The following is a 23,486-nucleotide window of genomic DNA, read 5'->3' as shown; positions in this document are numbered from 1 at the left end:
AATACGGTCAACCAGAACGAGAAGGGGGAGCCATGATGGCTCCCCCTTTTTATCTCCACACGGCCATGATGATCAGTTGCAGCAGCGCCCTTTCACCAGATTGCCGATGGCCACTACGGTGAAGACCAACAGGTAAGCGGCGAAGATGACGACCAGCCACTGGGGCATGGAGTAACCGAAGAACTGCCAGGTGATCTGGGCACAATCCCCTTCCGGCATAAAAAGCCAGGGGAGCCACTGATCGAGCGGAGCCCAGCTCGGGAAGTCGGCAAACGGGCTGCAGACGTTGAACGGGGAGGGGTTGACCTGATAGTCCACATGCTTGAGGGCCAGCTGGAAGCCGCGGAAGGCACTGTAGCCCCATAGCAACATGGCACTCCAGCGAACATACCACTTATCCGGCGCCACCATGCCGAGCAGACCGGCGGCCAGCACACCCAGGGTCGCCAACCGTTCGTAAACGCACATCACGCACGGGGAGAGGCCCAGCACATGCTGGAAGAAGAGGGCGCACAACTCGAGGAACAGGGCTGATGCTGCCAACAGACCCCAGGCCAGCCGATGGGCGGCGATACGGCGGAGAAACTCGATCATCTCATTGATCTCTCAGAAAAAACAGTGGCTGAATTAGAGCAGAGCGGGGCAGAAAAGAAAAGGGCCCTGAAAGGGCCCTCGGGTTCCGTTGCAGCGGATTAATGCAGCGCCGGCTGTACCGCTGGCAGCGCACTCTCCATCATCAGCCATCCATGCTGATAGAACCACTCGGTGGCAGGACCAAGCAGCAATTCGACAGAGAAAAAGCCGATCAGCCCCAGCACCAATGTGTAGGGCAGCGCCATCCAGACCATGCGGCCATAGGAGAGACGCAGCAGCGGCGCCAATGCCGAGGTGAGCATAAACAGGAAGGCGGCCTGACCATTGGGGGTGGCGACCGACGGCAGGTTGGTACCTGTGTTGATGGCTACCGCCAGCAGATCGAACTGGGCGCGGTCGATGGCACCATTGAGCATGGCCGTCTTCACCTCATTGATGTAGACGGTGCCGACAAAGACGTTGTCACTGACCATGGAGAGCACCCCGTTGGCCAGATAGAAGAGGGCCAGCTGGTTCTCCGGTTTGGCTGCCAGTACCAGCTGGATCACCGGCTTGAACAGCTGCTGATCGATGATGACGGCGACCACGCTGAAGAAGACCGCCAGCAGGGCGGTGAAGGGGAGTGCCTCCTGGAAGGCTTTACCCAGCGAGTGCTCCTCGGTGATCCCGGTCAGGGAGGTGGCCAGCACGATGACCGAGAGGCCAATCAGGCCAACGGCTGCCAGGTGCATGGCCAGACCGACGATCAGCCAGACCGCAATCAATGCCTGAACGATCAGCTTGGCCTTGTCTTGCGGGCTGCGTTTTGCCTCTTCGTAGCGGTTGTACTCCTCCATGATGGCACGCACCGTGTCCGGCAGGCGTGCACCATAGCCAAACCAGCGGAACTGCTCTACCAGCACGCAGGTCAGCAGACCGCAGATAAAGACGGGGACGGTCACAGGGGACATACGAATGGCAAATTCGGCGAAGTTCCAGCTGGCTTGCTCGCCGATGATGAGGTTTTGCGGCTCACCCACCAGGGTGCAGACACCACCCAGCGCCGTACCGATGGCGGCATGCATCATCAGGCTGCGCAGGAAGGCGCGAAAATCGTCGAGATCCTGGCGATTGAGCTCGGCGACTTCCTTATCATCGGTATGGTCATGGCTGTGACCAAACTCCTTGCCGGACGAGACCTTGTGATAAATGGCGTAAAAGCCGGTGGCGACGCTGATCACCACGGCAATCACGGTCAGGGCATCGAGAAAGGCTGACAGGAAGGCTGAGACCAGACAGAAGGAGAGGGAGAGCAGGATCTTGGAGCGTACACCGATTAGCAGCTTGGTGAAGACATAGAGCAACAGCTGCTTCATGAAATAGATGCCTGCCACCATGAACACCAGCAACAGCAGCACTTCGATATTGGCGACCAGCTCGTGTTTGACCTGATCGGCGGAGGTCATGCCGATCAACACGGCTTCGATCGCGAGCAGACCACCCGGTTGCAGGGGGTAGCACTTGAGGGCCATGGCCAGGGTGAAGATAAACTCAACGACCAGTAACCAGCCCGCAATGAAAGGATCAAGGTGGAAGGCAATCGGATTGATCACCAGAAATAGCAAGATGGCGCTTTTATACCACTGTGGTGCATTGCCCAAGAAGTTCTTGGCAAATGCCTGCCCTAGGCTTATTGGCATGATAATGGGTCTCAACTTTGTTGTTAGGATCTGCTTCTATGCAGTCAAGGATGATTCGACCTGTGCCTCCGGATGTTGGCCTTTATCTGTCTGATTCCTCGTGATTTTAATCAAAAAGCGTGACGATTATAAATGATAGCCGATGGATCTCTGCCCATGTGTCTGTTTTATAACCACCTTGTCGGGGTTGGCTGGCTCCCCTGCGGCGATTAGATACATATTCCCAACACTATATTTGCCATATGTGAGCAGAGGACTGACCTTATGCTTGCCAGCCATCATCGCTTTGATATCATTCGTCAGCCTTTTTACGCATTACAACAGAGTCAATTCATGGTTATAAAAGCGCAGAGCCCAGCTGGGTTTGCCGAGGAATACATCATCGAGTCCATCTGGAACAATCGCTTTCCTCCCGGATCTATTCTGCCCGCCGAGCGTGAATTATCCGAGTTGATCGGGGTGACGCGGACCACCTTGCGCGAAGTGCTGCAGCGACTGGCCCGTGATGGCTGGTTGACCATACAGCATGGTAAGCCGACCAAGGTGAATAATTTCTGGGAAACCTCCGGCCTCAATATTCTGGAGACGTTGGCTCGTCTGGATCAGGACAAGGTACCTGATCTGATAGCTCAGCTGCTTTCCGCCCGTACCCACATCTGCACCATCTTTATCCGCGGGGCGATCCGTCACAATCCGGAACAGGCCGCCGAGATCCTGCGTGGTGCCGATGGGGTCGAGAACAACGCCCAGGCTTATGCCGAGTTCGATTATCGCCTGCACCACCAGCTGGCATTTGCTTCCGGCAATCCGATCTACGCCCTGATCCTGAACGGTTTCAAAGGGTTGTACAGCCGGGTCGGCAGCTACTACTTCTCCGACAAGCAGGCCCGCGAGACCGCAGATGCCTACTACAAGACCCTGCTCAATCTGGCGGAGACCAAGAACCACGAAGCCGTGTTCATGACGGTGCGTCAGTACGGTATCGAGTCCGGCAAGCTGTGGACCCGTCTGCGTCAGGACATGCCAAGCGATCTGTGCGACAACTGATCCCTTGCCTGTGCTGTCCAAGAAACGCGCCATTCGGCGCGTTTTTTTATTCTGCCGTGTTTGTGTCTATCCTTGATTGGCGGTGGTAATTGCTTGAACTGCATGGATATTTGGCCAAAAAGCTTGATCCAGCGCAAATGAACCCTGCATTTATCACTTTGGTGGCATAGGACCCAACCGCTGATTGAGGTCAAATGGAGGCATCAAGAGCGGAGCCAATATCCGCCAGAAGGAACACACCTTTCACCGGATGAAGGACACAACAATGAGTCTTCTTGAACACACCATCTGGACAGTACTGGGATACGGGGCCATGCCCTTTATCTTTCTGAGCGGATTCGTGGCGGTGGCAGTGACCTGTTGCATGCTGCTGAACGCGTTCGGGGTACAGTCCGCCGAGAAGTGAGTCGCTTCTCCATGCCGCCAAATGCCAGTCTTCGGACTGGCATTTGTTTTTTGTGTCTTTTAAAGCACTTATCCCGGCAGGGAAGGGGAAATCTTTGGTCAGGATGGTCGAACCTGCCGCCGATTTTGATTACACTGGCGCCCGTATTTCCCACTCACCCTTCTCTTATCAGGTGTTCAAGGTTTTCTATGGCTCTCAAGGCAACCGTATTCAAGGCCCAGATCAGTTTGTCTGATATGGATCGCAATCTGTATCAGGACTTCTCCCTCACGCTGGCGCGCCACCCCTCCGAAACCGATGAGCGGATGATGATCCGGCTGGCGGCCTTTGCCTGGCACGCTGCCGAGCGACTGGAATTCACCAAGGGATTGAGCGCCGATGATGAACCCGAGCTCTGGTGCAAGAACTACTCGGACGAAATAGAGCTCTGGATCGAGCTGGGCCAACCCGATGAAAAACGGCTCAAAAAAGCCTGCAACCGCGCCCGTCAGGTGGTGCTCTACCTCTACGGCGGTCGTGGCACCAGCGTCTGGTGGAAGCAGAACCAGGGCAAGCTGAGCCAGCATGACAACCTCAGCATCATCGAACTCTCCGACAGCCAGACTCTGCCGCTCACCGCCATGGTCGAGCGCACCATGCAGCTCACCTGCACTATCTCCGATGGTCAGCTCTGGGTAAGCAATGGCGCACTGGAAGTGACGCTGGATCCGGTGGTGCTGATGGGCAAACCGGCCCGCGAACTGTAACGGACGCCGCCCATGTTCAGCGCCTTGCTCAATATCGTCATTCCGGTGTTCGGTGTGGTCGGGCTCGGCGCCCTCTACGGGCGATTGCGACCGGGGGCCGCGCTCGGTTACGTCAATCGGGCCAATATCGAGCTGTTTACCCCGGCGCTGGTCTTCTCCGCGCTGGTCAAGTATCCGCTGGTGCTGGCGGAGCATCTGCCGCTGATTGCTGCGGGGGCGCTGGTTATTCTGTTACCCGGTCTGCTGCTCGCGCTGCTCAAACTCAAAGGAATTGAGCGGGCAGCGCTGATCTTGCCCGCCATGTTCCGAAATACCGGCAATCTTGGTATCCCCTTGATGGTGCTGGCATTTGGCGAGCAGCAACTGGGGGCCATCGTGATCCTCTTTGTGCTCTCCAATCTGCTGCACTTTTCGGTCGGCATGTTTATCCTCTCGGCCAATACCTCCCGCTGGCTGTGGCTGCGCAGCCCTGTGTTGTGGGCCGCGCTGGCAGGTTTGCTGGTGGCCAACCTGCATATCACGTTGCCGGAATATGTGGTGACCACGGCCTCGCTGCTCGGCCAGATCTCGGTGCCCCTGATGCTCTTTGCGCTGGGTATTCGCCTGATGGAGGGAGAGCTCGATCACCTTGGCCTCGCGCTCAAGTGCAACCTGCTCTATCTGCTGGCGGGAGGATTGTCGCTGCTGCTGGCGATCTGGCTGTTGCCCCTCAAGACGGAGTGGATCCCGCTGTTGATGTTGTCGGTTTCCTTGCCCCCTGCGGTCTTGAATTACATGCTCTGCGAGCAGTATCACTGTCAGCCGGACAAGGTGGCCAGTATCGTGCTCGGCGGCAATGCCCTCTCTGTGCTGGTGATCCCGCTGGCGGTCTGGTTGGCACTTCATCTGCCCGGCTAAGTCAGATTGCATCGCTGCGGCTCTTCTCGTGGAAACGGTTCGTACCACATCATTGCCTCGTGATACATCTGTCGTCCCCCTATCCAACCCTGAGCCCCGGGCCTAACGGCGACAGCTATAGTTGAAAAAGAGCTGACTGACACTGTTTAACCAATGCCAGTGAGGGAAACCGGATGGGCACAAGTGAGCAATCTGATCCTGTGGGGCAGGCAAAATCGCGCTATGACCCGGCATTGCCTACCGGTTATGACTGGCGCAGACACCGCCGTTTTATCCTCAGTGGCGGTGGTTACAAGGCAGAATGTCGCCGTCGCAACTGGTTTCTGGAGTTGCTCAACCCGGTGCCCTATGTAGTAGTGCGCGACATAGCCATCGGCGGCATCGGTATTCTGGGGGCCATACGGTTGAAAGAGGGGGATGAGTTGGTGATTGCCATTCCCTCTGGCGAGAAGCTGCGCGGTCTGGTCGTGAGATCCCAGCCAGACCCACTTTTTCCCAAACTCTATCGCACCGGTATTCGTCTGCATCGATATCCGACGGCCGAGCTGTTTGCCCGCTGGCAAAGTTACATTCAGCCGCAAGATAAAGCGGATTTCGACCATGAGTGCCAAGTCTTGAAACAGGTACGCGGCGCGTGAACCAAATGTCATATCAGAGGTTGTTTTCCCCACATTCAGCATGATCTGTCGATGGAGTCCGCAGATCAGCAGGCTTGGTTGGCCCGAGTGGCTTATTCCACCGCATGTGTTTTCATCTTTATGTTTTTATTGAATTTTATCTGTGCCTCGGAAGTCGCAGTGGATGCGAGTGATTTTCCGTTTTTATGCTCTTTCGTAAATTTATTCATGGCGCAAATATTGCTTTGTTCGCCGCTTAGACGAGAGTGGAGAGCGAATAATGATCATTGGTACAGCCCGATATCAATTAGTGCAGCCAGCGCTGGGGACGACCCGGACGAGTGAATATGCCGAAACGCAGCAGAAAAGTATCCAGCTTGCTGACGACAAGGTGACCTTGAATGCAAGTCGGGATGCATTTAATGCGACCTATGAACGTCCTGTGTTGGCTCGCAAGGAGCAGGAGCGAAGCCTGACCCAGATTGCTTGGGATAATTTGGTGGCGCAGCGTATCGGGCTGAGCCGGGAAAAGCTTGATGAGCTGGAGCAGCAGAAAAAAGAGGTTGAGCATAACAGCGAGCTGTCAGATGAAAAGAAGCAGCAGTTATTGGCGGATCTCGACAAGCAGAAGGAGGAGCTCATCAAGGAAGCAATCGAGCGGCGTCAGGCACGTGGAGACGAAGAGCGCCAATCCAATCCAGACTCAGGCTCACCCAGTTAAAAATTGCTATTGGCGGCAACAGGTTGCCGAATGCCAGGCAGCCTTTTGCCGTTTATAACACCCCATTCTCTTTCCCCAGACCAGCCTGCACATAGTGCGAGCTGTAGCGACACGCCATTTCCCTTTTCGTGATCCCCCCCGAAGTAGTTCCCCCTGATATCCCTTAGTATCTGGCCAGCATGACTCCCTTTAGGGGGAGGATAACAAGAACAAAAAGGAATGATGGATGAGATCCGTGAGCAACCAGTGTCTGTTGATGCAGATCCAGCCGACCATCTTGCGCTTTGCCAAGATGCTGGCCAGTGTGCTGCAGCTTGAGGTCGAGATTGTGGATGCCGATATGGTTCGGGTGGCTGGCACCGGGCCCTATGGCAAGTTCTTCGGACGTCAGCTGGAGGGCGACTCCCGCCTGCTGCGCTATGTGATTGATAACCAGCGGGAGAAGATCGTTACCCACACCAGCGATGATCCCGTGTGTGACGGTTGTACCTGCAAGGAGAGCTGCCGTGAGCGCGCCTTCCTCGGGGTGCCCATCATGGTGGACGAGCGCTGCATCGGCGTGATCAGTCTGGTGGCCTTCAGCGACGAGCAACAGGCGCGCCTCAACAACAATCTGCAGGATGTGTGTGACTATGTGCGCCACATCTCCACCATCTTTGTGGCCAAGTTGCTCGATTCACGCGGGCTGTCGGACGGGGTCAACAAGGTGTTCCTCAATCTGATGACCAACATGGATCAGGGTTGCCTGCTGCTCGATGACAAGAGTCAACTGCTCTACGCCAACGAGGTGGCACTCCATCATCTGGGTTGCCAGCAGGAACAGCTGCAGGGGCGTGAAGTGGGGATCCGACCGCTCACCTTCTCCCAACAGGGGCTCAGTGGTCATCTTCAGCACATCATCACCTTTGAAGGTCGTCAGGAGCTGATCATCGGCCAGCTACATCATGTGCAGGGCCAGCAGCTCTTTTTGATGGCCTTTCACCAGTCCCACTCCGGTCAGGTTCAGGAGCCGGATCCGGATGTGCGGGTCGATCAGCTGATCGGCGAGAGCAAGCCGATGCGCACCCTCAAACGACTGCTGCACCGCATCGCCCAGAGTCCTTCCAGCGTGCTGATTTGTGGCGAGAGCGGCACCGGTAAAGAGGTGGTGGCCCGCGCTGTCCATCGCCTGAGTCCGCGGCAGGACAAGCCTTTTATTGCCATCAACTGTGCCGCCATTCCCGAACAACTGCTGGAGAGCGAGCTGTTTGGCTATGTGAAGGGCTCCTTTACCGGTGCCTCCAGCGGTGGCAAGCAGGGCCTGATCCAGGCGGCCCATCAGGGCACCCTGTTCCTTGACGAGATTGGCGACATGCCGCTCACCATGCAGGCCAAGCTGCTGCGGGTGCTGGAGCTGCGGGAGGTGACCCCCATCGGGGCCAGCCGACCGGTGCCGGTGGATATTCGCATCATCGCCGCCACCCACCAGCATCTCGATCAATACATAGCCGAGGGGAAGTTTCGCGAGGATCTCTACTACCGCATCAACGTCATCCCCCTCAACCTACCGCCACTGCGGGAGCGGGAAGGGGACGTGGAGCTGCTGACCCACTACTTCCTCAACCTCCACACCAGCCGCATTGGCATTGTCTATCCCGGTCTGGCGCCCGAGGTGATGGCGCTGCTCAAGGGGTATCGCTGGCCTGGAAACGTGCGCGAGCTCAGCAACCTCATCGAATATCTGGTCAACGTCAGCCAGGCGGGCGAGGTGATCGATGCCAGCCTGCTGCCCCCCAACATCATCCGCAATCAGGAGCCCCATCGCGTGGCGGCCCAGTCGATCCCGGTGACCAATCTGGATGCGGCGTTCAATGTGCCTGCCACAGCTCCACTCGCCGCCACGCCGGAGAAACTGCCTGAGCCCGTTCCGGGTGAGAGCGGCCTTGAGAGCATGGAGAAACAGATGATAGAAGAGACCCTGCAGCGGCTTGGCAACAAAAAACTGGCCGCACAGGCGCTGGGGATTGGGATTGCCACCCTCTATCGCAAGATAAAGAAGTACGAGATTGCCGTGCAGAGCTGAGGCGCTGGCGGCATAGATCTGGCCCGTGTCGTTTATCGGATGAGACGGGCTTTTTATGGGAACAAGGCTCTGCGCCATTGCCGAATTGTGCTGAACGGATTGGCGGGGCAGGGGAGTGGCTGCATGGCAGAATGCAAAAAGCCCGCTCTATGAGCGGGCTTTTTTAATCTGGTGCGTCCTAGTGGATTCGAACCACCGACCCCCACCATGTCAAGGTGATGCTCTAACCAGCTGAGCTAAGGACGCAGGGTGCGCAATGCGACTTTTATTTCTTTATGCAGAAGTGGTGGGTTTAATTGGATTCGAACCAACGACCCCTACCATGTCAAGGTAGTGCTCTAACCAACTGAGCTATAAACCCACATCTGCATTTCTTTCAAACTGAATGGTGCGTCCTAGTGGATTCGAACCACCGACCCCCACCATGTCAAGGTGATGCTCTAACCAGCTGAGCTAAGGACGCATAATCAGTGTTTTGTGATGGTGCGTCCTAGTGGATTCGAACCACCGACCCCCACCATGTCAAGGTGGTGCTCTAACCAGCTGAGCTAAGGACGCATCACAGAAAAAGTGGTGGGTTTAATTGGATTCGAACCAACGACCCCTACCATGTCAAGGTAGTGCTCTAACCAACTGAGCTATAAACCCACTTTCTCTTACTTCACTACGCCAGCGCTGCTGACGTGGTCGGCATACTACCCATGCCCCCCAAGGCTGTCAACAGGCCATATGCACAAAGGAGACTGTTTGCCCAGTTCTTGCGCAGCCTGTTGATTTTGCAGGCGAGTTGTCGCTTGCCAAGCCCTGTTACTGAGATCGCGACAGGGTGGTGCAGGCCTCCGGAGTGGCAAAACGGCCATAGATGTAGCGCAATCTCGCCCCCAGCATCAGGGCCGCACTGGTGAGGCCGACGATAAAGCCGATCCAGAAGCCCTGCGGCCCCATCCGCGGCACCAGCCAGTCGGTCAGACCCAGGATCATGCCGGTGGGCAGCCCCAGTCCCCAGTAGGCGACGATGGTGACGTAGAAGATCGCCTGGGTATCCTTGTAACCGCGCAGCGCGGCGGCCGCGACCACCTGCACCGAGTCGGAGATTTGATAGATGGCGGCGAAGAATAGCAAAATGGCCGCCAGGACGATCACCTGCTGATCATCGGTATAGATGGAGGCGATCTGCTCGCGCAGCAGTACCGTCATGGCGGCAGTGGCAGCAGCGATGGCCATCCCCAGCATCAAGCCGGTGCGAGCCGCCACTCGGGCGTGATGGGGTTGCCCTTCGCCGATGCTGTGACCGACCCGGATGGTGACACCCACCCCGATGGAGAGGGGCAGCATAAAGACCAGGCTGGAGAAGTTCAGCGCAATCTGGTGGCTCGCCACCGTTTCGGCGCCGAAGGGGGCCAGCATCAGGGCCACTACGGTAAACAGGGTCACCTCGCAGAAGATCGCCATGGCGATGGGGAAGCCCAAGCGGAACAAGCGCCAGATCCGGCTGCCGTTGGGGCGAGCCAGCTGGGAGAAGAGCCGGATCTCGGTGAAGTGACGGGAGAGCTTCACATAGAGGATCATCGCCAGCAGCATGGCCCACAGCACGATGGCCGTGGCCACGCCACAACCCACCCCGCCCAGTTTCGGCATGCCGAAGTGGCCGTGAATGAAGATGTAGTTGGCGGGAATATTGACCGCCAGCCCGACAAAACCGATCACCATGGTGGGCATGGTGTGGGAGAGCCCCTCACTGAAGTTGCGCAGCACCTGGAACATCACGAAGGCGGGCAGGCCCCACAGGATGGCGTGCAGATAACCAGTGGTCTTGGCCGCCATCACAGGCTCCACATCCATGAACTGCAACGCCAGCGGGCTGTAATAAAGCGCGATCATCGCCAGCGGGGTGACGATCAGTGCCAGCCAGAAACCCTGATGAACGGCCGGGCGAATGGCTTCGCGTTTACGGGCACCATTGAGCTGGGAGACGATGGGGGTGAGCGCCATGATGATCCCCTGCACCAGCAGGATCACCGGTAGCCAGAAGCTGGAGGCCACCGACACGGCAGCCAGATCGACCGCACTCACCTGTCCCGCCATCACGGTATCGACGAAGTTCATGGCGACCTGGGCCACCTGGGCGACCAGAATGGGGCTGGCTAGACGGACGAGCTGCTTCGCCTCGGACCAATAACGTTGCACTGACACCTCCGAGTGGATCAGATAGATAGAGAAAGAGCGGAAATCAGGAAGAGCCTTTGCACTTTCGGACGAAAGTGCAAAGGGTGGGGGAGGCATTCTAGCCTGAAATTCAGCCAGGACGAAATAGTTGCCACCCCGAGGGGCAGGATCAGGCGTCTTCGTGATCGCTGATCAGCAGGTTGGCGGCAGCATAGGCAGCCTGTTCACGCAGCTCGGCGGGTACCCGCTCATCGGCGGCGACCGCGTTGAGGGCGCGAATAGTGGCGGCAATGGCGTTTGGCACATAGCCCTGTTCGCCGGAGCCAATCTGGTTATAGGCGATACGGATCGCTTCACAACATTGATATACCTGCATTTCTTTTTTCCTTGTTTACCCGGATGTGAACGGCGTCACTATAGCGATCGGGCGCAAGCTTGTCAGCCTGTACCCTTGTCTCACCCTCTGCCCGAGGTTAACCTGCCCTTTTTGCCGTAGCAGGAGACGAGAGATGTTCACTGGCATAGTACAGGGGACCGCCGAACTGGTGGCCATCGAGGAGCAACCCAACTTCCGTACCCATGTGATCCGCATGCCCAGCCGGGAGTGCGGGGAAGGGCTGGCCCTCGGCGCTTCGGTCGCCCACAACGGCTGCTGCTTGACCGTTACCCGGGTAGAGGGTGAGCTGGTCAGCTTCGATCTGATGCAGGAGACCCTGCGCCTGACCAACCTCGGCAAGCTGCAGGTGGGGGACAAGGTCAATGTGGAGCGGGCTGCCCGCTTTGGCGACGAGATCGGCGGTCATGCCATGTCTGGCCACATTATCGGGATGGCGGAAGTAACCTCGGTGATCGACACCCCCAACAACCGTCAGGTGTGGTATCGCCTCGCCCCCGAGCTGATGAAATATGTGCTGACCAAGGGGTACATCGGCATCGACGGCATTAGTCTGACCATAGGTGAGGTGCGCGAGCGGGAGTTCTGCGTTCACCTGATCCCCGAGACCCTGGCCCGCACCAATCTGGGTTGGGTCAAGGCTGGTTGGCAGACCAATATCGAGATCGATCCTCAGACCCAGGCCATCGTCGATACGGTGGAGCGGGTACTGGCGGCGCGCGCGGGTCACTGAAAGGAAACGGCTCGGTTTCAATCGCCTCATAAGCAAGGGCCTGCAGTGTGCAGGCCCTTGTTTTTTACATGGTGAAAATATCCACTCAACCTTCTATGACTCGCAGTCACAACATCTGCTCAGCTCTTTGCGACTTGCAGGCAAAACAGATGCTCGGCCTTTTGTGACTCGCAATCAAAACAGTTGCTCGTCGTCTGCATCCACAAACAACTGCAAACAGTCGCGGGCTTCGTCGCGGTGAAGCCGCAGGTGGATCGGATTGCAACAGGCCATGCAATCTTCGTAAAACTCCTGATCACCCTGGCTGGCATCCAGCTCGACCCGGGTATGGTGGCCACAGTGAGGGCAGACGATGCGCTTGCTGGTGTACTCGATCATGATAACCTCCTCGGGCCATGAGGCCGCCTATCTACCCTGATTCTAGTCGGGCTGCAGGGGGTTAACCGCGAGCAAACGCACGTTTATGACAGAGGTCAAGTTAGAGCGATGGCAAGGTGCAATCGGCTGGAGTGGTCGTGTGCGAGAAGAACAATCTGGTTGTGAATGACGAGTGAAAAGAGGGGGATTGCCACCGGTTTTGTCTGGTAATAACAGGGGGCTGGAGCCCCCCGCGAGTATGAGAATGCGAGCGCAACAAGGCACCGATAGGCGCTACTTGACCCAGCTGGCCAACATGTCGGCATTCAGCTCGGCCAGCGAGCCGAGCTGGTAGTTGGCGATGGCAAGGCGTGTGTCACCCACTAAAGCGGGATCCGGCACGATCAGCGCGGTCATGGAGGCCGCCTTGGCCGCCAGCAGGCCGGTAAAGCTGTCTTCGATGGCCAGACAATGAACCGGCTCTACCCCCAGTTTCTCGGCGGCGTGGATATAGACATCCGGGTGCGGTTTGCCGAAACGCTCCACCTCTGCGGAGTGCACCGCCATAAAGCGGTCGCGAATGCCGAGTTTGCCGAGCACCGCTTCTACCATCGCAAAGGGGGAGGAGGTGGCCAGACCCACTTTCAGGCCGCGGGCTTCGATAAGGTCGAGCGCCTCCAGCACACCGGCTTTGGCTTGACCTTCGGAGAGGATCAGTGCGTTGACCCGATCCAGAATGCGCTGTACCACCTCTTCCTGAGTTGGGCCGCTCCACGGGCGCAGGCGATACCAGTGGGCAACCAGCTGATCGATGCGCACGCCGATGGTCGACTCACAATCCTCGACGGTGTGGGGGTGACCCAGTTCGGAGAAAACGGCGATTTGGGCCCGTTGCCAAAAGGGTTCCGAGTCGATCAGAACACCATCCATATCGAAGATCACGGCAGCTAACATCTTGTACTCCTGACAAATTTGAAGAGGGGATTATAAGCCTGACGGGGAAATGCAAAAGGGGCATTGCTATGCCCCTTGCGCCCGATCACATCGGCAAACGTTTGTTTTGCTGTGGCAAAAAAGCCCTTAGAACAGCACCTCGACCTTGGCGGCCACGGCTTTGGCTTTTTCCACCGCATCCTGGCAATCCGCTGCGCGGGCCAGCGCCACGCCAAGACGGCGGCGACCGGCGATCTCCGGCTTGCCAAACAGCCGCAGCTGGGCGCCCGGCACCAGAGCCAATGCCTCACCAATTCCCTGATAGCGAATATCCTGGCTGTGCCCTTCGCGCAGTACCACGGCAGAGGCACTCGGCCCGTACTGGGTGATGGTGCCGACCGGCAGCCCCAGAATGGCGCGCACATGCAGGGCGAACTCGGAGAGATCCTGCGAGATCAGGGTCACCATGCCGGTATCGTGGGGACGCGGTGAGACTTCGCTGAACCACACTTCATCGCCTTTTATAAAGAGCTCGACTCCGAACAGGCCGTAACCACCGAGGGCCTCGACTACCTTGGCCGCTACCTCTTTGGAGCGGGCCAGCGCCAGCTCGCTCATCACCTGCGGCTGCCAGGATTCGCGGTAGTCGCCATCTTCCTGACGGTGGCCGATCGGCTCGCAGAAGTGAATGCCATCGACGGCGCATACCGTGAGCAGGGTGATCTCGTACTCAAAGGGAACGAAGCCCTCGACGATCACCTTGCCACGACCGGCGCGGCCACCCTCCTGGGCGTAGGTCCAGCTCTCATCTAGCTTGGCGAGATCGCGCAGTACGCTCTGCCCCTTGCCGGACGAACTCATCACAGGTTTCACCACGCAGGGCAGGCCGATGGCTTCAACTGCGGCGACAAACTCCTCCTTGCTCTGGGCAAAGCGGTAGGGTGAGGTGGGCAGACCCAGGGTCTCGGCGGCGAGGCGGCGGATCCCTTCCCGGTTCATGGTGAGCTGGGTAGCGCGGGCGTTGGGCACTACCTTGACCCCTTCTTGCTCAAGGGCAGCAAGGGTATCGGTGGCAATCGCTTCAATCTCGGGGATGATGAGGTCGGGTTTAACCTCGGCGACCAGGGCACGCAGGGCGTTGCCATCGAGCATGTCCAGCACGTGGGCTGCGTGGGCCACCTGCATGGCGGGGGCATTGGGGTAGCGGTCGGCGGCGATCACTTCGATCCCGAACCGTTGCAACTCGATGGCGACCTCCTTGCCAAGTTCGCCGGAGCCCAGCAGCAGGGCACGGGTGGCGCCGGGGCGGGTTGCGGTTCCAAACATACGATCTCTCCTGATGTCGATGGTCATTGTTGATGATCGCTATTACACAAATAGCGGACAAAAAAAGAGGCACGCATGGCGTACCTCAGGAAACGGGTTTGTGAGCGCGCTGCTCCAGATGGGTCAGCAAGGTAATGGCGCCAATGATGATGGCGGCGCCAAGCCACAGACGGCCGGGGGGCGCCCAGCCAAATACCAGCCAGCCCGCCAGCACGTTCATCGGCAGCTTGGCAAAATCGAAAGGTTGTACGAAGGAGGCCTCCGCCACGCTGTAAGCGCGAGCAATGGACATCTGGGCCAGTGCCGTCAGCACGCCGGAAGCGGCTACCAGCAGCCACTGGTTCTCATTTGGCCACTGCCACTCCGGCAGGGCCAGCATGACGTTGAACGGGGTACTGAAGATAAGCAGATACACCACTATGGTGTGGGATGATTCGTTGGCTGCCTGATAGCGCACCATCAGGGAGTAGCCGGCCCAGAACAGCGCCGCTGCCACCGGCAGCAGGGAGGCCCAGTTGAATTCGTCAGTCCAGGGGGCGAGGATCAGCATGGCGCCGGCAAAGCCCGCCAGGGTGGCCAGAATGCGGGCGCGGCTCACCTGCTCCTTGAGCAGCAGTGCGGAACCCAGGGTGGCAAACAGCGGCGAGGTCATCAGCAGGGCGATCCCCTGCCAGATGGGGACGGGGTACGCCAGCGCCCAGAGCCAGAGCTGGATGCCGATCACCGCCAGCAATACCCGCAACAGGTGCAGCCGGAACTGATTGGTCATCAGGGATTGGCGCAAGCCATGACGAACCAGCCAGGGCAACAGGCAGATCAGGGCGATCAGGTATTGATGGAAGGCGACCTGGGTAGAGGCAAGGCCGAGTTTGAAGCTGACATACTGGCTCAGGCTGTTGACGGCGGCGAAGCAGAGTCCTGCCACCATCATCCAGACTGCACCGGCCAAAGGAGAGTGCCTGCGCGAGGGTATCATGGGATCCGGGTCGCTGGAAAAAAGTGCGGCGGATCATAACGGCAATCGTTTGTTCTGCCAAGGGTTGAAGCGCGGTCGCGGGGCTGGCTGGCGAGGAAGTGGCCTTGTATCAAAAATTTTGAACAAGTTGAGCATCTATTTTCGCTATCAGCAAATAAGCACAATGTTTAGAGTGACCTCCATCGACAGCAACGCTGTTCAACCGACAACCAAATGGAGTTTCACCATGGCCAATATCCTCGTACTCAAATCCAGCATCCTGGGTCAATATTCCCAATCCAACGCCCTGATCGACGGCTTCCTGGCTGATCATCAGGATGATGCCGTCACCGTGCGTGATCTGGCTGCCCTCAACCTGCCGGTGCTGGATGGCGAGTTGGCCTCCGGCCTGCGCGGTGGTGACAACCTCAATGAACGTCAACTGGCGGTGATCGCCCAGTCCGACGAGCTGATCGCCGAACTCAAAGCGAGCGATCTGGTGGTGATTGCGGCCCCCATGTATAACTTCAACATCCCGACCCAGCTGAAAAACTGGATCGATCTGGTGGCTCGCGCTGGCGTCACCTTCCGCTATACCGAGACCGGTCCGGTCGGTATGGTTGAAAATACCCGTGCGCTGGTGATCAGCCCCCGTGGCGGCATGCACGTCGGCAGCGCCACCGATCTGGTCACTCCCTACATGCGTACCGTGCTCGGTTTCATCGGTATCAAAGAGGTGGATTTCATCTACGCCGAGGGGATGGGTATGGGCCCGGATGCCCAGAGCAAGGGGATGGAAGCGGCCAAAGCGCAGCTTGAGGCTCTGGCTATCTAAGGGCTCTCTTCTATAAGGGCTCTCTATCCAGTCAGGGGTTATCTCTTCAAGGGGTTGCCCGCCAGATACCACAACGCAGCCATCAGGCTGCGTTTGTTTTTTGGTTAGATATGATTGCGACAGACGTTGCTGCTACAGAGAGTATCGTGGCAAGCGGTCGGTATAGACGCTCTGGCGGAGTCACTACTCCATCATAAAGCGGCGACAACCACGTACCAGCAGCAATGCCACCATGACCAGCAGGCCAAGCAAGAGGGTGGTTAGCCACTGTTCGGTACTTTGCGGTAAGTGGGGTGTGAAGAGGCTGATCATCAACAGGGTACAGAGCGTGATCAACAGGCTCTGTCGGGTCATCAATATCATGGGGTCATCCTTGGTTTGCTCACCTGAAACGATTTTAATGCCCTCTTGTGACAGGGTGATGTATCCGTGCATCACCCTGTTGGGGCTCTTCAGACCATATCAGGTTTTTACCGCAGAGCCAGCGCCATCACTGGCGCTGTGATCCCGATCCCGCTAGCTCTCTTTATCTGAACTGTTTCTGCGCTGGCTGGTAGTGAAAATCGCCGCTGGCGAGCCGCGCTTCCAGTGCAGCCTGATCGATCTCCTGAGCCTTGCAGAGATCATCCAGATCGTCATAGCGATCACGCAGCTGCATATTGACGACGCTCAGCAGCATGTTGATATCCATGGTGGCGAACTTTTTCAAATCCATGATTATTTCTCCCGATCCAGTGATTGCAGCTGCTCAATGGCGGCGCTGACGCTGTGCAGATGCTGGCGGATCGCCTCGCGGGATTCGCTCGGCAGATAGTCGGTCAGGGTGTGTTGCCAGCTGCCCGCTTCGCTCTTGAGTTGCAGGAAGAGGGCGAGCCCGGCATTGGTGAGGGAGACCAGGCTGATGCGTTTATCCTGCTCGCTGCTCTCGGTAAAGATGATCCCTTTTTCGACCAGACGGCGGATCTCACGGGAGATGCGCACCTTGTCCATGCCGCTCGCCTCGACCAGCTCTTTCTGACTGATGGGGTAGTTGGGGCCGAGCACCATCATCAGGCGCCACTGCGGCACGGTCAGCTGGTAACGCTGCTCATAAAACTGTTCGAAGGTATCCCGTAGCATCTCGGCGGCATGTACCAACTGATAGGGCGGGTAGTGAGCGAGTAACGCTATGATTTTTGACATATTACACCCTGCTGTGACGGCTGCATCAGATGCAGTTTCTTTTGATACTTTGACATTGATGATACGAAACTCAAGCTGATTTGTCTGACCCGGTTGCGATGAAATGTGCGGTGGCGCACGCCCTCAAGTAAAAACCGGGTCTGACCGACGGGATTTTAAGCCAACGCTGTTCAGCCTTTACGCAACCAGATGAGGGCGTTCTGCTTGAGCCAGGCCTCGCGAGTGTGGATGGCGTAGAGCGCGGCCTCGTCGCGGCTGCCCGCTTGCCAGCTTTGTGGCTCCTGTTTGGGCAGCTTGCGCTGACCCAGCAGGCAGGCCGGAATGTGCGGGTTGGCCTCGATGGCGACCAGCAGATGAGGCTTGGCTGCCTCGGTACCCTCGGTGGCAAAGACCATCAGAGCCTTGTTATAGAGCAACCAGCTGGAGGCTTCATCGAAGCGCACCAGCAGGGCGGCCAACGCCTGCCAATCCCCTTGCAGTGCATAGAGGGTGGAGAGGTTGTAGCGGCAACCCAGCTCATCGGCCATGCAGATTGTCAGCAGCGCCAGATACTCCGCTTTGGCCTCGCCCAGCTTGCCAAGGCGCAGCAGGCAGTCGGCGCGGCCGGCTCTGGCGGCCAGCAGAGGACGCAGCTCGGGGGCACTCCAGCCGTGGCCGGCGATTTGCTGCCAGAAGGCGTCGTCAAAGAGCGGAGTGGCATCGGCGATGATCTTCTCGAACCAGCCGAGGCGGGCCTGATGATCGCGGCAGCTGTCGGCCAGTTCGAACCAGGTCTGCCACTGTTGGGCCTGCTCGCCATTGAGGGCCACATCAGCGCTGGGGGCGGCCTGATACTGGTCGAGGTTGAGCAACTGGTTGAGGGCGGTTTTCATGTTCTGGCGCTGGCGTTTGCAGAACTCGACAAAGGGGAGTTCACTGGCGGCGGCGCTATAGAGCATCTGGGCCATCTGCTTGTCGCGAAACAGGCTCAGCTCGGCGGCCAGACTGAAGCGGTACTGGGTGGTCGGGTCGTTCAAATCCTTGGGCTTGGGCCAGGTGGCAAAACCCATGCTGAAGCCATAACACCATTGACCGAGGGGGTGGCTCTGTTCGAACACCTGCTCGGGGCTATCGCTGGGCAGGCGGCATTGACTCGGCAGGGACAGCTGGGCGTCGTCGGCTTGGGATTCAAGCTCGGCGATCAGGTGGTTGAGGGCTTCTGCGCATTTTTCATCCAACTCAGCATCCTGTTCCAGCAGACCAGCCAGCGGGCGTTGCCAGTCAGGGGTCTCTGGCCCCACCAGACGGGCACAGAGAAAACCGTGCAGGGCCGGGTAGGTCATATCCTGATCGCTGTGGCTCTGGATCCATTGATTAAGATGGCGGGTACGAGTGGATGGGTTCATCGACAGTTCCTCTGGATTTGAACAGCCGCGAAGTCTACCTAAAAGTGGGGTTATTTGCAGCAAATGGCCGCCTGTTTGGCGATTTAATCACCATTGGCGGATAAGATAAGGGCGAAAGGGCGGCTCGTGGTGGCTTGGGGACTAGGCCGGATCACCGCTCTTGAGGTAACATGCGCGCCCATAGGGGCCATGTTCAGTTGGCCCATCCGGGTAATGAAAAAAGAGAGCACCATGATACAGATTGGCAAGATGAACACCCTCACCGTTGTTGAACTCGAAGATCGCGGCGCCTGGCTTGCGGCCGATGAGTACGGTGAACTGCTGCTGCCCAAGCGTCAACTGCCGGAAGGGGTGAAAGAGGGGGATAGCGTGCAGGTCTTCCTCTATCTGGATGCCGATTGCGAGCCGGTGATCACCACCGACAAGCCATTTGCCATGGTGGACGAATTTGCCGGTCTGAAAGTGGTCAATGCCAACAAGATTGGTGCCTTCCTCGACTGGGGCATGAAAAAGGATCTGTTTGTGCCCAGCCGCGAGCAGAACAAGCCGATGCAGGTGGGCCACGTTTATCTGGTGCGCCTGCAACTGGATAACGAAGGGCGCATGGTAGGCACCAGCCGCATCGAGAGCTTCCTGACCCCGGCCGGCAGCAATTTCAAGGTTGGTGACGAAGTGACCGCGCTGCCGGGGGAGCACTCGCCCCTTGGCATCAAGGTGATCGTCAACGGTCAGTATCCCGGCATGCTGTTCAAGAACGAAGTGTTTGGCCGGGTGATGACCGGTCGGCCGCAAACCGCCTGGGTCAAGCAGGTGCGCGAAGATGGCAAGCTCGATCTGACCCTGCAAAAGCCGGGTCTGGCGCGGGTTGATGATGCCGGTGAACGCATTCTGAGCCGGATGAAAAAGCAGGGCGGCAGTCTGGCGGTGGGTGACAAGAGCGAACCCGAGCTCATCTACAAGCTGTTCAGCATGAGCAAGGGCACCTTCAAGAAGGCGATCGGCGGCCTCTACAAGCAGGGCAAGATTGTCATCGAAGATAACGCCATCACTCTGGTGGCCACAGAGACCGACTCGGCAGTGGATAGCGAATAAGATGCCGAGCCCCTGTGTTGGCCTCTGCAAGGCGAAAGATGGGCTTTGCCTTGGTTGTGGCCGCACCCTGAGCGAGATCGGCCACTGGTCGGCGATGGATAGCAAGGCCCAACTGGCGGTGATGGCCGAGCTGAATGGCTCGAAAAGCACCCACCGCTGCCCGGGTTGTGGCGAACCGGCCTATTGCGCCGTCTCTGCCGGTCAGACCATCGCCCAGTGCTGGTGCAGCCAGTTGCCGGTATTGCCGATGCAGGAGGCCAGCGCTTGCTGGTGCCGCCGCTGTCTGGCCAAGGCCATCGCGGCGCAGGATTAGCAGAGAACAGCAATAAGAGTGCACAGAAACAAGAAAGGCGCCGATGGCGCCTTTTTTATGCCTGCTGCTGGCGATGCCAGCGCACATGCACTTGATCTTCGGTCAGTAAACGGGGCAGCAGGAAGGTGGCGAAGATCACTTCAAACTCATCCTGATGATCCAGCAAACCGACCCACACTTCGACCCAGCGCTCCATATCGACCGGCTCACCCAGCTCGGTCGACCAGTCGGCATTGGGCAGAGTCGCCTCCACGGCGCCACGCTGCTCAAACTCCAGGGTGATGTCGACTATTTGTTCGGGGGCCAGCATATCGGCGGCCTGCTCAAGAAACTGATCATAGGCCCATTCGACCAGCTGATCCGGGGTACGCTGTTCCATGAAATCACTCCAGATACATCGAGGTTCGCTACTGTAACAATTATTGGCTGTGGCGGCCAGACCAGTGCGCCGGGCGTGCCTGACCTGTCCAAGTTGCCGTTGGGGGAGTATGGTTAAGGCGCGGATCATCTGGCAGGGAGTAAGGGGATGAAGCAGCGGGGACGGCGGCAACAGATCAAGCGACGGCGCGAGGCCTGGTGGTGGCACTATCTGCCGCTTCACCGCGAGACGGTGGGCGGTCATCTGGGCCCACCGGAGAAACCCGATGGAGCCCTGAGGATCAGTCGGCCTGATGCACCCGATTGAGGGTGATCTGACCCAGTTGCCCCATCTGGCGGCGGATCCAGACCGAGCGCTTCTGCACATAGGGTGAAGGGGGCTTGACCCGATAACGCCACGGATTGGGCAGGGCGGCGGCCAGCAGGGATGACTCGTAGCGGGTCAAGCGGCTGGCCGGTTTGCCAAAGTAGGTGCGGGCGGCGGCTTCGGCGCCATAGATGCCGGGGCCGAACTCCACGATATTGAGATAGACCTCGAGAATGCGGGCCTTGTCCCAACCCAGCTCCATCAGCAGGGTAAACCAGGCCTCCAGCCCCTTGCGCAGGAAGCTGCGATCACTCCACATAAAGAGGTTTTTGGCGGTCTGCTGGCTGAGGGTGCTGGCGCCGCGCACCCGTTCGCTGTGCTGGTTGTGCTTGAGTGCGGCGTTGATGGCATCCATGTCAAAGCCGTTGTGATCGGCAAAGCGCTGATCCTCGGCGGCGATCACCGCCAGCTGCAGCTCCTTGGAGATAGACTCCAGACCTACCCATTGATGGCGCACCTGGGTGATCTTGGCGGGCGGAAACAGGGCCCGCTCGATACGCCAGCTCCACATCGGCGGATCGATAAAACGCAGCAAGGCGACCGAGCCGACCGAGCAGAGCAGCCCGGCCAGCGCGATCTTGCCTGCCCACCTCAACACCCGGCGCCCAAACGATGCAGATGGGCGTACGGGGGCCACGGCGTCAGGGCCAGACTCCCACTGATAGTGGCTGGGATCATCGGGATCCGGAATTATTGGGGCAGCCATTCGATGTGGCAGAACTTCTCGTCAACACGGCGGGAGAGCAGCATGCGGGCAAACAAGTGCTCATACTCTTGTTCTTCATTGCCAAGGCCAACCCAGATCTCGGCATAGTCGGTGTCGCTCACCGCAAATCCCACGTCCGCTTCCCAGTCATCGGCCGGGTCGGTTTCGGCCAGCAGGCCGCGGTCGTTGAACTCCTGATTGAAGCGGGCGATCTCCTGCTCCGGCAGGTTGTCAGAGGCCAGCTCCATAAAGAGTTCGAGGGCGGTATCGAGCAGTTCCTCGACGCTGTGCATTTCGTCATTCATAGACATAAGCGGTCTGTTCCAGAAAAGAGAAAAAGGTGCCATCGCAGATCACAGCCTGCGGGGCGGCGCTATTCTAGCGGTCGGCAGACCCCTTGGCGAGATGAGGCGAGCCGCTGTGGCCTGTTTTGTGCCAATAAAAAACCGGATCCAGTGACAGGATCCGGTTTTTTATTGGGGGAAGGGGTCACGCATAGGGCGTCAGCTCATCCCTTCTTGTCATCGGCGAAGGTGATGTTGAGCTCCAGTACCGACAGCTCATCACTCTTCTGATCCAGTTGGACGGTTATCTTCTCCGGATCAATGTTGACGTATTTGCGGATCACATCGAGGATGTCCTGCTTGAGCTGGGGCAGGTAATCCGGCCCCCCTCTGGATGAACGCTCGTGAGCAACAATGATCTGCAACCGCTCTTTGGCCAGTTGTGCGGTGTTCTGTTTCTTGTTGGAACGAAAATAATCCAATAATGACATGTTTAACTCCCGAACAGTCGGCTAAAGAAGCCCTTCTTCTCTTCTTCCAGAAAACGAAATTCCTTGGCATCACCCAGCAGGCGGGACACAGCATCTTCGTAGGCCTGACCGGCATCGGACTCCTTGTCCAGAATAACCGGTTCGCCGGAGTTGGAGGCGCGCAGCACCGCCTGGGACTCCGGGATCACCCCGAGCAGCGGGATGGCCAGGATCTCCTGTACATCCTGCACGCTCAGCATGTCGCCGCGGTTGACGCGGGTCGGGCAGTAGCGGGTCAGCAGCAGGTGCTCCTTGATGGGGTCTTCGCCACGCTCGGCGCGGCGGGACTTGGAGGCCAGGATACCAAGGATGCGGTCGGAGTCACGCACGGAAGAGACTTCCGGGTTGGTGGTGACGATCGCTTCATCGGCAAAATAGAGCGCCATCAGCGCGCCCGCCTCGATCCCTGCCGGGGAGTCGCAGACGATGTAATCGAATTTCATCTCCGCCAGTTGATCCAGGATCTTCTCGACCCCCTCACGGGTGAGGGCATCTTTGTCCCGGGTCTGGGAGGCTGGCAGGATAAACAGATTTTCCGAGCGTTTGTCCTTGATCAGCGCCTGATTGAGGTTTGCTTCCCCATTGATGACGTTGACGAAGTCATACACCACGCGCCGCTCGCAGCCCATGATGAGATCCAGGTTTCTCAGACCGATGTCAAAGTCAATGACCACTGTCTTGTGACCACGCTGGGCTAAGCCGGTGCTCAGGGCCGCACTGGTTGTGGTCTTGCCAACGCCACCTTTACCCGATGTAACGACTATGATTCGCGCCATTCTCG

At 58.2% G+C, this 23,486-nt stretch carries 28 protein-coding genes and 5 tRNA genes; 11 read left to right on the top strand and 22 right to left on the bottom strand.

Features of this window, described 5'->3' with window-relative positions; translation table 11 throughout:
* Window positions 1-72 precede the first annotated feature (72 nt).
* Together dsbB and nhaB are read right to left on the bottom strand one after the other, a co-directional pair.
* Window positions 73-594, bottom strand: coding sequence for a disulfide bond formation protein DsbB (dsbB, locus tag ACB040_RS18745; RefSeq protein ID WP_005336895.1), 522 nt, complete (start codon window positions 592-594; stop codon window positions 73-75).
* 98 nt (window positions 595-692) lie between these two features.
* Complete coding sequence (gene nhaB, locus ACB040_RS18740) at window positions 693-2,273, bottom strand: Na(+)/H(+) antiporter NhaB (RefSeq protein ID WP_107683068.1); 1,581 nt, start codon at window positions 2,271-2,273, stop codon at window positions 693-695.
* A gap of 333 nt (window positions 2,274-2,606) precedes the next feature.
* Between nhaB and fadR the strand changes: the two genes are divergently transcribed.
* From fadR to ACB040_RS18705, 7 genes are all read left to right on the top strand, one after another.
* On the top strand, window positions 2,607-3,320 hold the full coding sequence (gene fadR / locus ACB040_RS18735) for a fatty acid metabolism transcriptional regulator FadR (protein ID WP_026034983.1): 714 nt from the start codon (window positions 2,607-2,609) through the stop codon (window positions 3,318-3,320).
* A gap of 265 nt (window positions 3,321-3,585) precedes the next feature.
* Entirely contained in the window at window positions 3,586-3,726 is a 141-nt protein-coding gene (locus ACB040_RS18730; RefSeq protein WP_005345965.1) for a TIGR02808 family protein, read from the top strand.
* 188 nt (window positions 3,727-3,914) lie between these two features.
* Window positions 3,915-4,472 carry a YaeQ family protein gene (locus tag ACB040_RS18725; RefSeq protein ID WP_005336887.1) on the top strand — a complete coding sequence of 186 codons (558 nt, stop codon included), beginning with the start codon at window positions 3,915-3,917 and terminating at the stop codon, window positions 4,470-4,472.
* Window positions 4,473-4,484: 12 nt separating this feature from the next.
* Window positions 4,485-5,369, top strand: coding sequence for an AEC family transporter (locus ACB040_RS18720; RefSeq protein ID WP_201946795.1), 885 nt, complete (start codon window positions 4,485-4,487; stop codon window positions 5,367-5,369).
* A gap of 173 nt (window positions 5,370-5,542) precedes the next feature.
* Window positions 5,543-6,007: a hypothetical protein gene (locus ACB040_RS18715; protein WP_042055892.1), complete on the top strand. Its 465-nt coding sequence runs from the start codon at window positions 5,543-5,545 to the stop codon at window positions 6,005-6,007.
* Between the two features lie 259 nt (window positions 6,008-6,266).
* Window positions 6,267-6,707, top strand: a complete 441-nt coding sequence (locus ACB040_RS18710) for a hypothetical protein (protein WP_371156002.1) — start codon at window positions 6,267-6,269, stop codon at window positions 6,705-6,707.
* Window positions 6,708-6,933: 226 nt separating this feature from the next.
* The gene (locus ACB040_RS18705; protein WP_322861948.1) at window positions 6,934-8,769 is read left to right on the top strand and encodes a sigma 54-interacting transcriptional regulator; all 1,836 of its coding nucleotides are present in this window, start codon (window positions 6,934-6,936) and stop codon (window positions 8,767-8,769) included.
* Between the two features lie 169 nt (window positions 8,770-8,938).
* On the opposite strand, the gene ACB040_RS18700 is transcribed toward ACB040_RS18705, so the two are convergent.
* The 7 genes from ACB040_RS18700 to ACB040_RS18670 all read right to left on the bottom strand — a co-directional run bounded on the left by ACB040_RS18700 (window position 8,939) and on the right by ACB040_RS18670 (window position 11,311).
* Window positions 8,939-9,015 (bottom strand) — tRNA-Val (locus tag ACB040_RS18700).
* A gap of 38 nt (window positions 9,016-9,053) precedes the next feature.
* Window positions 9,054-9,130 (bottom strand) — tRNA-Val (locus ACB040_RS18695).
* A 25-nt stretch (window positions 9,131-9,155) separates the two neighbouring features.
* Window positions 9,156-9,232 (bottom strand) — tRNA-Val (locus ACB040_RS18690).
* Between the two features lie 18 nt (window positions 9,233-9,250).
* Window positions 9,251-9,327 (bottom strand) — tRNA-Val (locus tag ACB040_RS18685).
* Between the two features lie 13 nt (window positions 9,328-9,340).
* Window positions 9,341-9,417: transfer RNA gene (locus tag ACB040_RS18680), tRNA-Val, on the bottom strand.
* Window positions 9,418-9,576: 159 nt separating this feature from the next.
* Entirely contained in the window at window positions 9,577-10,956 is a 1,380-nt protein-coding gene (locus tag ACB040_RS18675) for an MATE family efflux transporter (protein WP_040069252.1), read from the bottom strand.
* A gap of 148 nt (window positions 10,957-11,104) precedes the next feature.
* Window positions 11,105-11,311 (bottom strand): YaeP family protein, encoded by a 207-nt coding sequence (locus ACB040_RS18670; protein ID WP_005345813.1) that lies wholly within the window; start codon window positions 11,309-11,311, stop codon window positions 11,105-11,107.
* A 133-nt stretch (window positions 11,312-11,444) separates the two neighbouring features.
* On the opposite strand from ACB040_RS18670, the gene ACB040_RS18665 reads away from it, so the two are divergent.
* Complete coding sequence (locus ACB040_RS18665) at window positions 11,445-12,062, top strand: riboflavin synthase subunit alpha (RefSeq protein WP_371155998.1); 618 nt, start codon at window positions 11,445-11,447, stop codon at window positions 12,060-12,062.
* Between the two features lie 174 nt (window positions 12,063-12,236).
* Here the strand turns inward: ACB040_RS18665 and ACB040_RS18660 are convergent, their stop codons facing one another.
* From ACB040_RS18660 to ACB040_RS18645, 4 genes are all read right to left on the bottom strand, one after another.
* On the bottom strand, window positions 12,237-12,440 hold the full coding sequence (locus tag ACB040_RS18660) for a CPXCG motif-containing cysteine-rich protein (protein WP_005336871.1): 204 nt from the start codon (window positions 12,438-12,440) through the stop codon (window positions 12,237-12,239).
* Window positions 12,441-12,713: 273 nt separating this feature from the next.
* Window positions 12,714-13,373 carry a hexitol phosphatase HxpB gene (gene hxpB, locus ACB040_RS18655; RefSeq protein WP_371155996.1) on the bottom strand — a complete coding sequence of 220 codons (660 nt, stop codon included), beginning with the start codon at window positions 13,371-13,373 and terminating at the stop codon, window positions 12,714-12,716.
* 126 nt (window positions 13,374-13,499) lie between these two features.
* Window positions 13,500-14,678: a formate-dependent phosphoribosylglycinamide formyltransferase gene (purT, locus tag ACB040_RS18650; RefSeq protein WP_371155994.1), complete on the bottom strand. Its 1,179-nt coding sequence runs from the start codon at window positions 14,676-14,678 to the stop codon at window positions 13,500-13,502.
* 85 nt (window positions 14,679-14,763) lie between these two features.
* The gene (locus tag ACB040_RS18645) at window positions 14,764-15,606 is read right to left on the bottom strand and encodes a DMT family transporter (RefSeq protein ID WP_371156009.1); all 843 of its coding nucleotides are present in this window, start codon (window positions 15,604-15,606) and stop codon (window positions 14,764-14,766) included.
* A 274-nt stretch (window positions 15,607-15,880) separates the two neighbouring features.
* On the opposite strand from ACB040_RS18645, the gene ACB040_RS18640 reads away from it, so the two are divergent.
* Window positions 15,881-16,468, top strand: a complete 588-nt coding sequence (locus tag ACB040_RS18640; protein WP_005352326.1) for an FMN-dependent NADH-azoreductase — start codon at window positions 15,881-15,883, stop codon at window positions 16,466-16,468.
* A 183-nt stretch (window positions 16,469-16,651) separates the two neighbouring features.
* Here the strand turns inward: ACB040_RS18640 and ACB040_RS18635 are convergent, their stop codons facing one another.
* From ACB040_RS18635 to ACB040_RS18620, 4 genes are all read right to left on the bottom strand, one after another.
* Window positions 16,652-16,831 (bottom strand): hypothetical protein, encoded by a 180-nt coding sequence (locus tag ACB040_RS18635; RefSeq protein WP_139741912.1) that lies wholly within the window; start codon window positions 16,829-16,831, stop codon window positions 16,652-16,654.
* A 163-nt stretch (window positions 16,832-16,994) separates the two neighbouring features.
* Window positions 16,995-17,183, bottom strand: coding sequence for a DUF4250 domain-containing protein (locus ACB040_RS18630; RefSeq protein ID WP_019445848.1), 189 nt, complete (start codon window positions 17,181-17,183; stop codon window positions 16,995-16,997).
* Window positions 17,184-17,185: 2 nt separating this feature from the next.
* Window positions 17,186-17,650 (bottom strand): MarR family winged helix-turn-helix transcriptional regulator, encoded by a 465-nt coding sequence (locus ACB040_RS18625; RefSeq protein ID WP_005336856.1) that lies wholly within the window; start codon window positions 17,648-17,650, stop codon window positions 17,186-17,188.
* A gap of 170 nt (window positions 17,651-17,820) precedes the next feature.
* Window positions 17,821-19,035, bottom strand: a complete 1,215-nt coding sequence (locus ACB040_RS18620) for a UPF0149 family protein (RefSeq protein WP_371155991.1) — start codon at window positions 19,033-19,035, stop codon at window positions 17,821-17,823.
* Window positions 19,036-19,266: 231 nt separating this feature from the next.
* Between ACB040_RS18620 and ACB040_RS18615 the strand changes: the two genes are divergently transcribed.
* Window positions 19,267-20,127, top strand: coding sequence for a S1 RNA-binding domain-containing protein (locus tag ACB040_RS18615; RefSeq protein ID WP_234898082.1), 861 nt, complete (start codon window positions 19,267-19,269; stop codon window positions 20,125-20,127).
* Between the two features lies 1 nt (window position 20,128).
* Window positions 20,129-20,440, top strand: coding sequence for a DUF1289 domain-containing protein (locus tag ACB040_RS18610; RefSeq protein WP_021229998.1), 312 nt, complete (start codon window positions 20,129-20,131; stop codon window positions 20,438-20,440).
* A gap of 55 nt (window positions 20,441-20,495) precedes the next feature.
* Here ACB040_RS18610 and ACB040_RS18605 read toward each other — a convergent pair whose 3' ends face one another.
* The 5 genes from ACB040_RS18605 to minD all read right to left on the bottom strand — a co-directional run bounded on the left by ACB040_RS18605 (window position 20,496) and on the right by minD (window position 23,481).
* Complete coding sequence (locus ACB040_RS18605) at window positions 20,496-20,819, bottom strand: HI1450 family dsDNA-mimic protein (RefSeq protein WP_005336851.1); 324 nt, start codon at window positions 20,817-20,819, stop codon at window positions 20,496-20,498.
* A 280-nt stretch (window positions 20,820-21,099) separates the two neighbouring features.
* Window positions 21,100-21,891 carry a monofunctional biosynthetic peptidoglycan transglycosylase gene (gene mtgA / locus ACB040_RS18600; protein WP_371155988.1) on the bottom strand — a complete coding sequence of 264 codons (792 nt, stop codon included), beginning with the start codon at window positions 21,889-21,891 and terminating at the stop codon, window positions 21,100-21,102.
* The gene (locus ACB040_RS18595; RefSeq protein WP_005352317.1) at window positions 21,876-22,202 is read right to left on the bottom strand and encodes an HI1450 family dsDNA-mimic protein; all 327 of its coding nucleotides are present in this window, start codon (window positions 22,200-22,202) and stop codon (window positions 21,876-21,878) included. Before ACB040_RS18595 ends, mtgA begins: the two co-directional genes overlap by 16 nt.
* Window positions 22,203-22,399: 197 nt before the next feature.
* On the bottom strand, window positions 22,400-22,666 hold the full coding sequence (gene minE / locus ACB040_RS18590) for a cell division topological specificity factor MinE (protein WP_005336848.1): 267 nt from the start codon (window positions 22,664-22,666) through the stop codon (window positions 22,400-22,402).
* A gap of 2 nt (window positions 22,667-22,668) precedes the next feature.
* Window positions 22,669-23,481, bottom strand: coding sequence for a septum site-determining protein MinD (gene minD, locus ACB040_RS18585; protein ID WP_005336847.1), 813 nt, complete (start codon window positions 23,479-23,481; stop codon window positions 22,669-22,671).
* Between the last annotated feature and the right edge of the window lie 5 nt (window positions 23,482-23,486).

The sequence above is a fragment of the Aeromonas sp. S11(2024) genome, assembly GCF_041402345.1.
Lineage (GTDB): Bacteria > Pseudomonadota > Gammaproteobacteria > Enterobacterales > Aeromonadaceae > Aeromonas > Aeromonas veronii.
The sequence above is the reverse complement of the archived record's forward strand: the minus strand, read 5'-3'. Positions and strand labels throughout refer to the sequence as shown.

Excerpts from the sequence above, each read along its gene's own strand:
- dsbB (WP_005336895.1), bottom strand. The coding sequence starts at position 594 with ATGATCGAGTTTCTCCGCCGTATCGCCGCCCATCGGCTGGCCTGGGGT.
- nhaB (WP_107683068.1), bottom strand. The coding sequence starts at position 2,273 with ATGCCAATAAGCCTAGGGCAGGCATTTGCCAAGAACTTCTTGGGCAAT.
- fadR (WP_026034983.1), top strand. The coding sequence starts at position 2,607 with ATGGTTATAAAAGCGCAGAGCCCAGCTGGGTTTGCCGAGGAATACATC.
- ACB040_RS18730 (WP_005345965.1), top strand. The coding sequence starts at position 3,586 with ATGAGTCTTCTTGAACACACCATCTGGACAGTACTGGGATACGGGGCC.
- ACB040_RS18725 (WP_005336887.1), top strand. The coding sequence starts at position 3,915 with ATGGCTCTCAAGGCAACCGTATTCAAGGCCCAGATCAGTTTGTCTGAT.
- ACB040_RS18720 (WP_201946795.1), top strand. The coding sequence starts at position 4,485 with ATGTTCAGCGCCTTGCTCAATATCGTCATTCCGGTGTTCGGTGTGGTC.
- ACB040_RS18715 (WP_042055892.1), top strand. The coding sequence starts at position 5,543 with ATGGGCACAAGTGAGCAATCTGATCCTGTGGGGCAGGCAAAATCGCGC.
- ACB040_RS18710 (WP_371156002.1), top strand. The coding sequence starts at position 6,267 with ATGATCATTGGTACAGCCCGATATCAATTAGTGCAGCCAGCGCTGGGG.
- ACB040_RS18705 (WP_322861948.1), top strand. The coding sequence starts at position 6,934 with ATGAGATCCGTGAGCAACCAGTGTCTGTTGATGCAGATCCAGCCGACC.
- ACB040_RS18670 (WP_005345813.1), bottom strand. The coding sequence starts at position 11,311 with ATGCAGGTATATCAATGTTGTGAAGCGATCCGTATCGCCTATAACCAG.
- ACB040_RS18665 (WP_371155998.1), top strand. The coding sequence starts at position 11,445 with ATGTTCACTGGCATAGTACAGGGGACCGCCGAACTGGTGGCCATCGAG.
- ACB040_RS18660 (WP_005336871.1), bottom strand. The coding sequence starts at position 12,440 with ATGATCGAGTACACCAGCAAGCGCATCGTCTGCCCTCACTGTGGCCAC.
- hxpB (WP_371155996.1), bottom strand. The coding sequence starts at position 13,373 with ATGTTAGCTGCCGTGATCTTCGATATGGATGGTGTTCTGATCGACTCG.
- purT (WP_371155994.1), bottom strand. The coding sequence starts at position 14,678 with ATGTTTGGAACCGCAACCCGCCCCGGCGCCACCCGTGCCCTGCTGCTG.
- ACB040_RS18645 (WP_371156009.1), bottom strand. The coding sequence starts at position 15,606 with ATGGTGGCAGGACTCTGCTTCGCCGCCGTCAACAGCCTGAGCCAGTAT.
- ACB040_RS18640 (WP_005352326.1), top strand. The coding sequence starts at position 15,881 with ATGGCCAATATCCTCGTACTCAAATCCAGCATCCTGGGTCAATATTCC.
- ACB040_RS18635 (WP_139741912.1), bottom strand. The coding sequence starts at position 16,831 with ATGATATTGATGACCCGACAGAGCCTGTTGATCACGCTCTGTACCCTG.
- ACB040_RS18630 (WP_019445848.1), bottom strand. The coding sequence starts at position 17,183 with ATGGATTTGAAAAAGTTCGCCACCATGGATATCAACATGCTGCTGAGC.
- ACB040_RS18625 (WP_005336856.1), bottom strand. The coding sequence starts at position 17,650 with ATGTCAAAAATCATAGCGTTACTCGCTCACTACCCGCCCTATCAGTTG.
- ACB040_RS18620 (WP_371155991.1), bottom strand. The coding sequence starts at position 19,035 with ATGAACCCATCCACTCGTACCCGCCATCTTAATCAATGGATCCAGAGC.
- ACB040_RS18615 (WP_234898082.1), top strand. The coding sequence starts at position 19,267 with ATGATACAGATTGGCAAGATGAACACCCTCACCGTTGTTGAACTCGAA.
- ACB040_RS18610 (WP_021229998.1), top strand. The coding sequence starts at position 20,129 with ATGCCGAGCCCCTGTGTTGGCCTCTGCAAGGCGAAAGATGGGCTTTGC.
- ACB040_RS18605 (WP_005336851.1), bottom strand. The coding sequence starts at position 20,819 with ATGGAACAGCGTACCCCGGATCAGCTGGTCGAATGGGCCTATGATCAG.
- mtgA (WP_371155988.1), bottom strand. The coding sequence starts at position 21,891 with ATGGCTGCCCCAATAATTCCGGATCCCGATGATCCCAGCCACTATCAG.
- ACB040_RS18595 (WP_005352317.1), bottom strand. The coding sequence starts at position 22,202 with ATGTCTATGAATGACGAAATGCACAGCGTCGAGGAACTGCTCGATACC.
- minE (WP_005336848.1), bottom strand. The coding sequence starts at position 22,666 with ATGTCATTATTGGATTATTTTCGTTCCAACAAGAAACAGAACACCGCA.
- minD (WP_005336847.1), bottom strand. The coding sequence starts at position 23,481 with ATGGCGCGAATCATAGTCGTTACATCGGGTAAAGGTGGCGTTGGCAAG.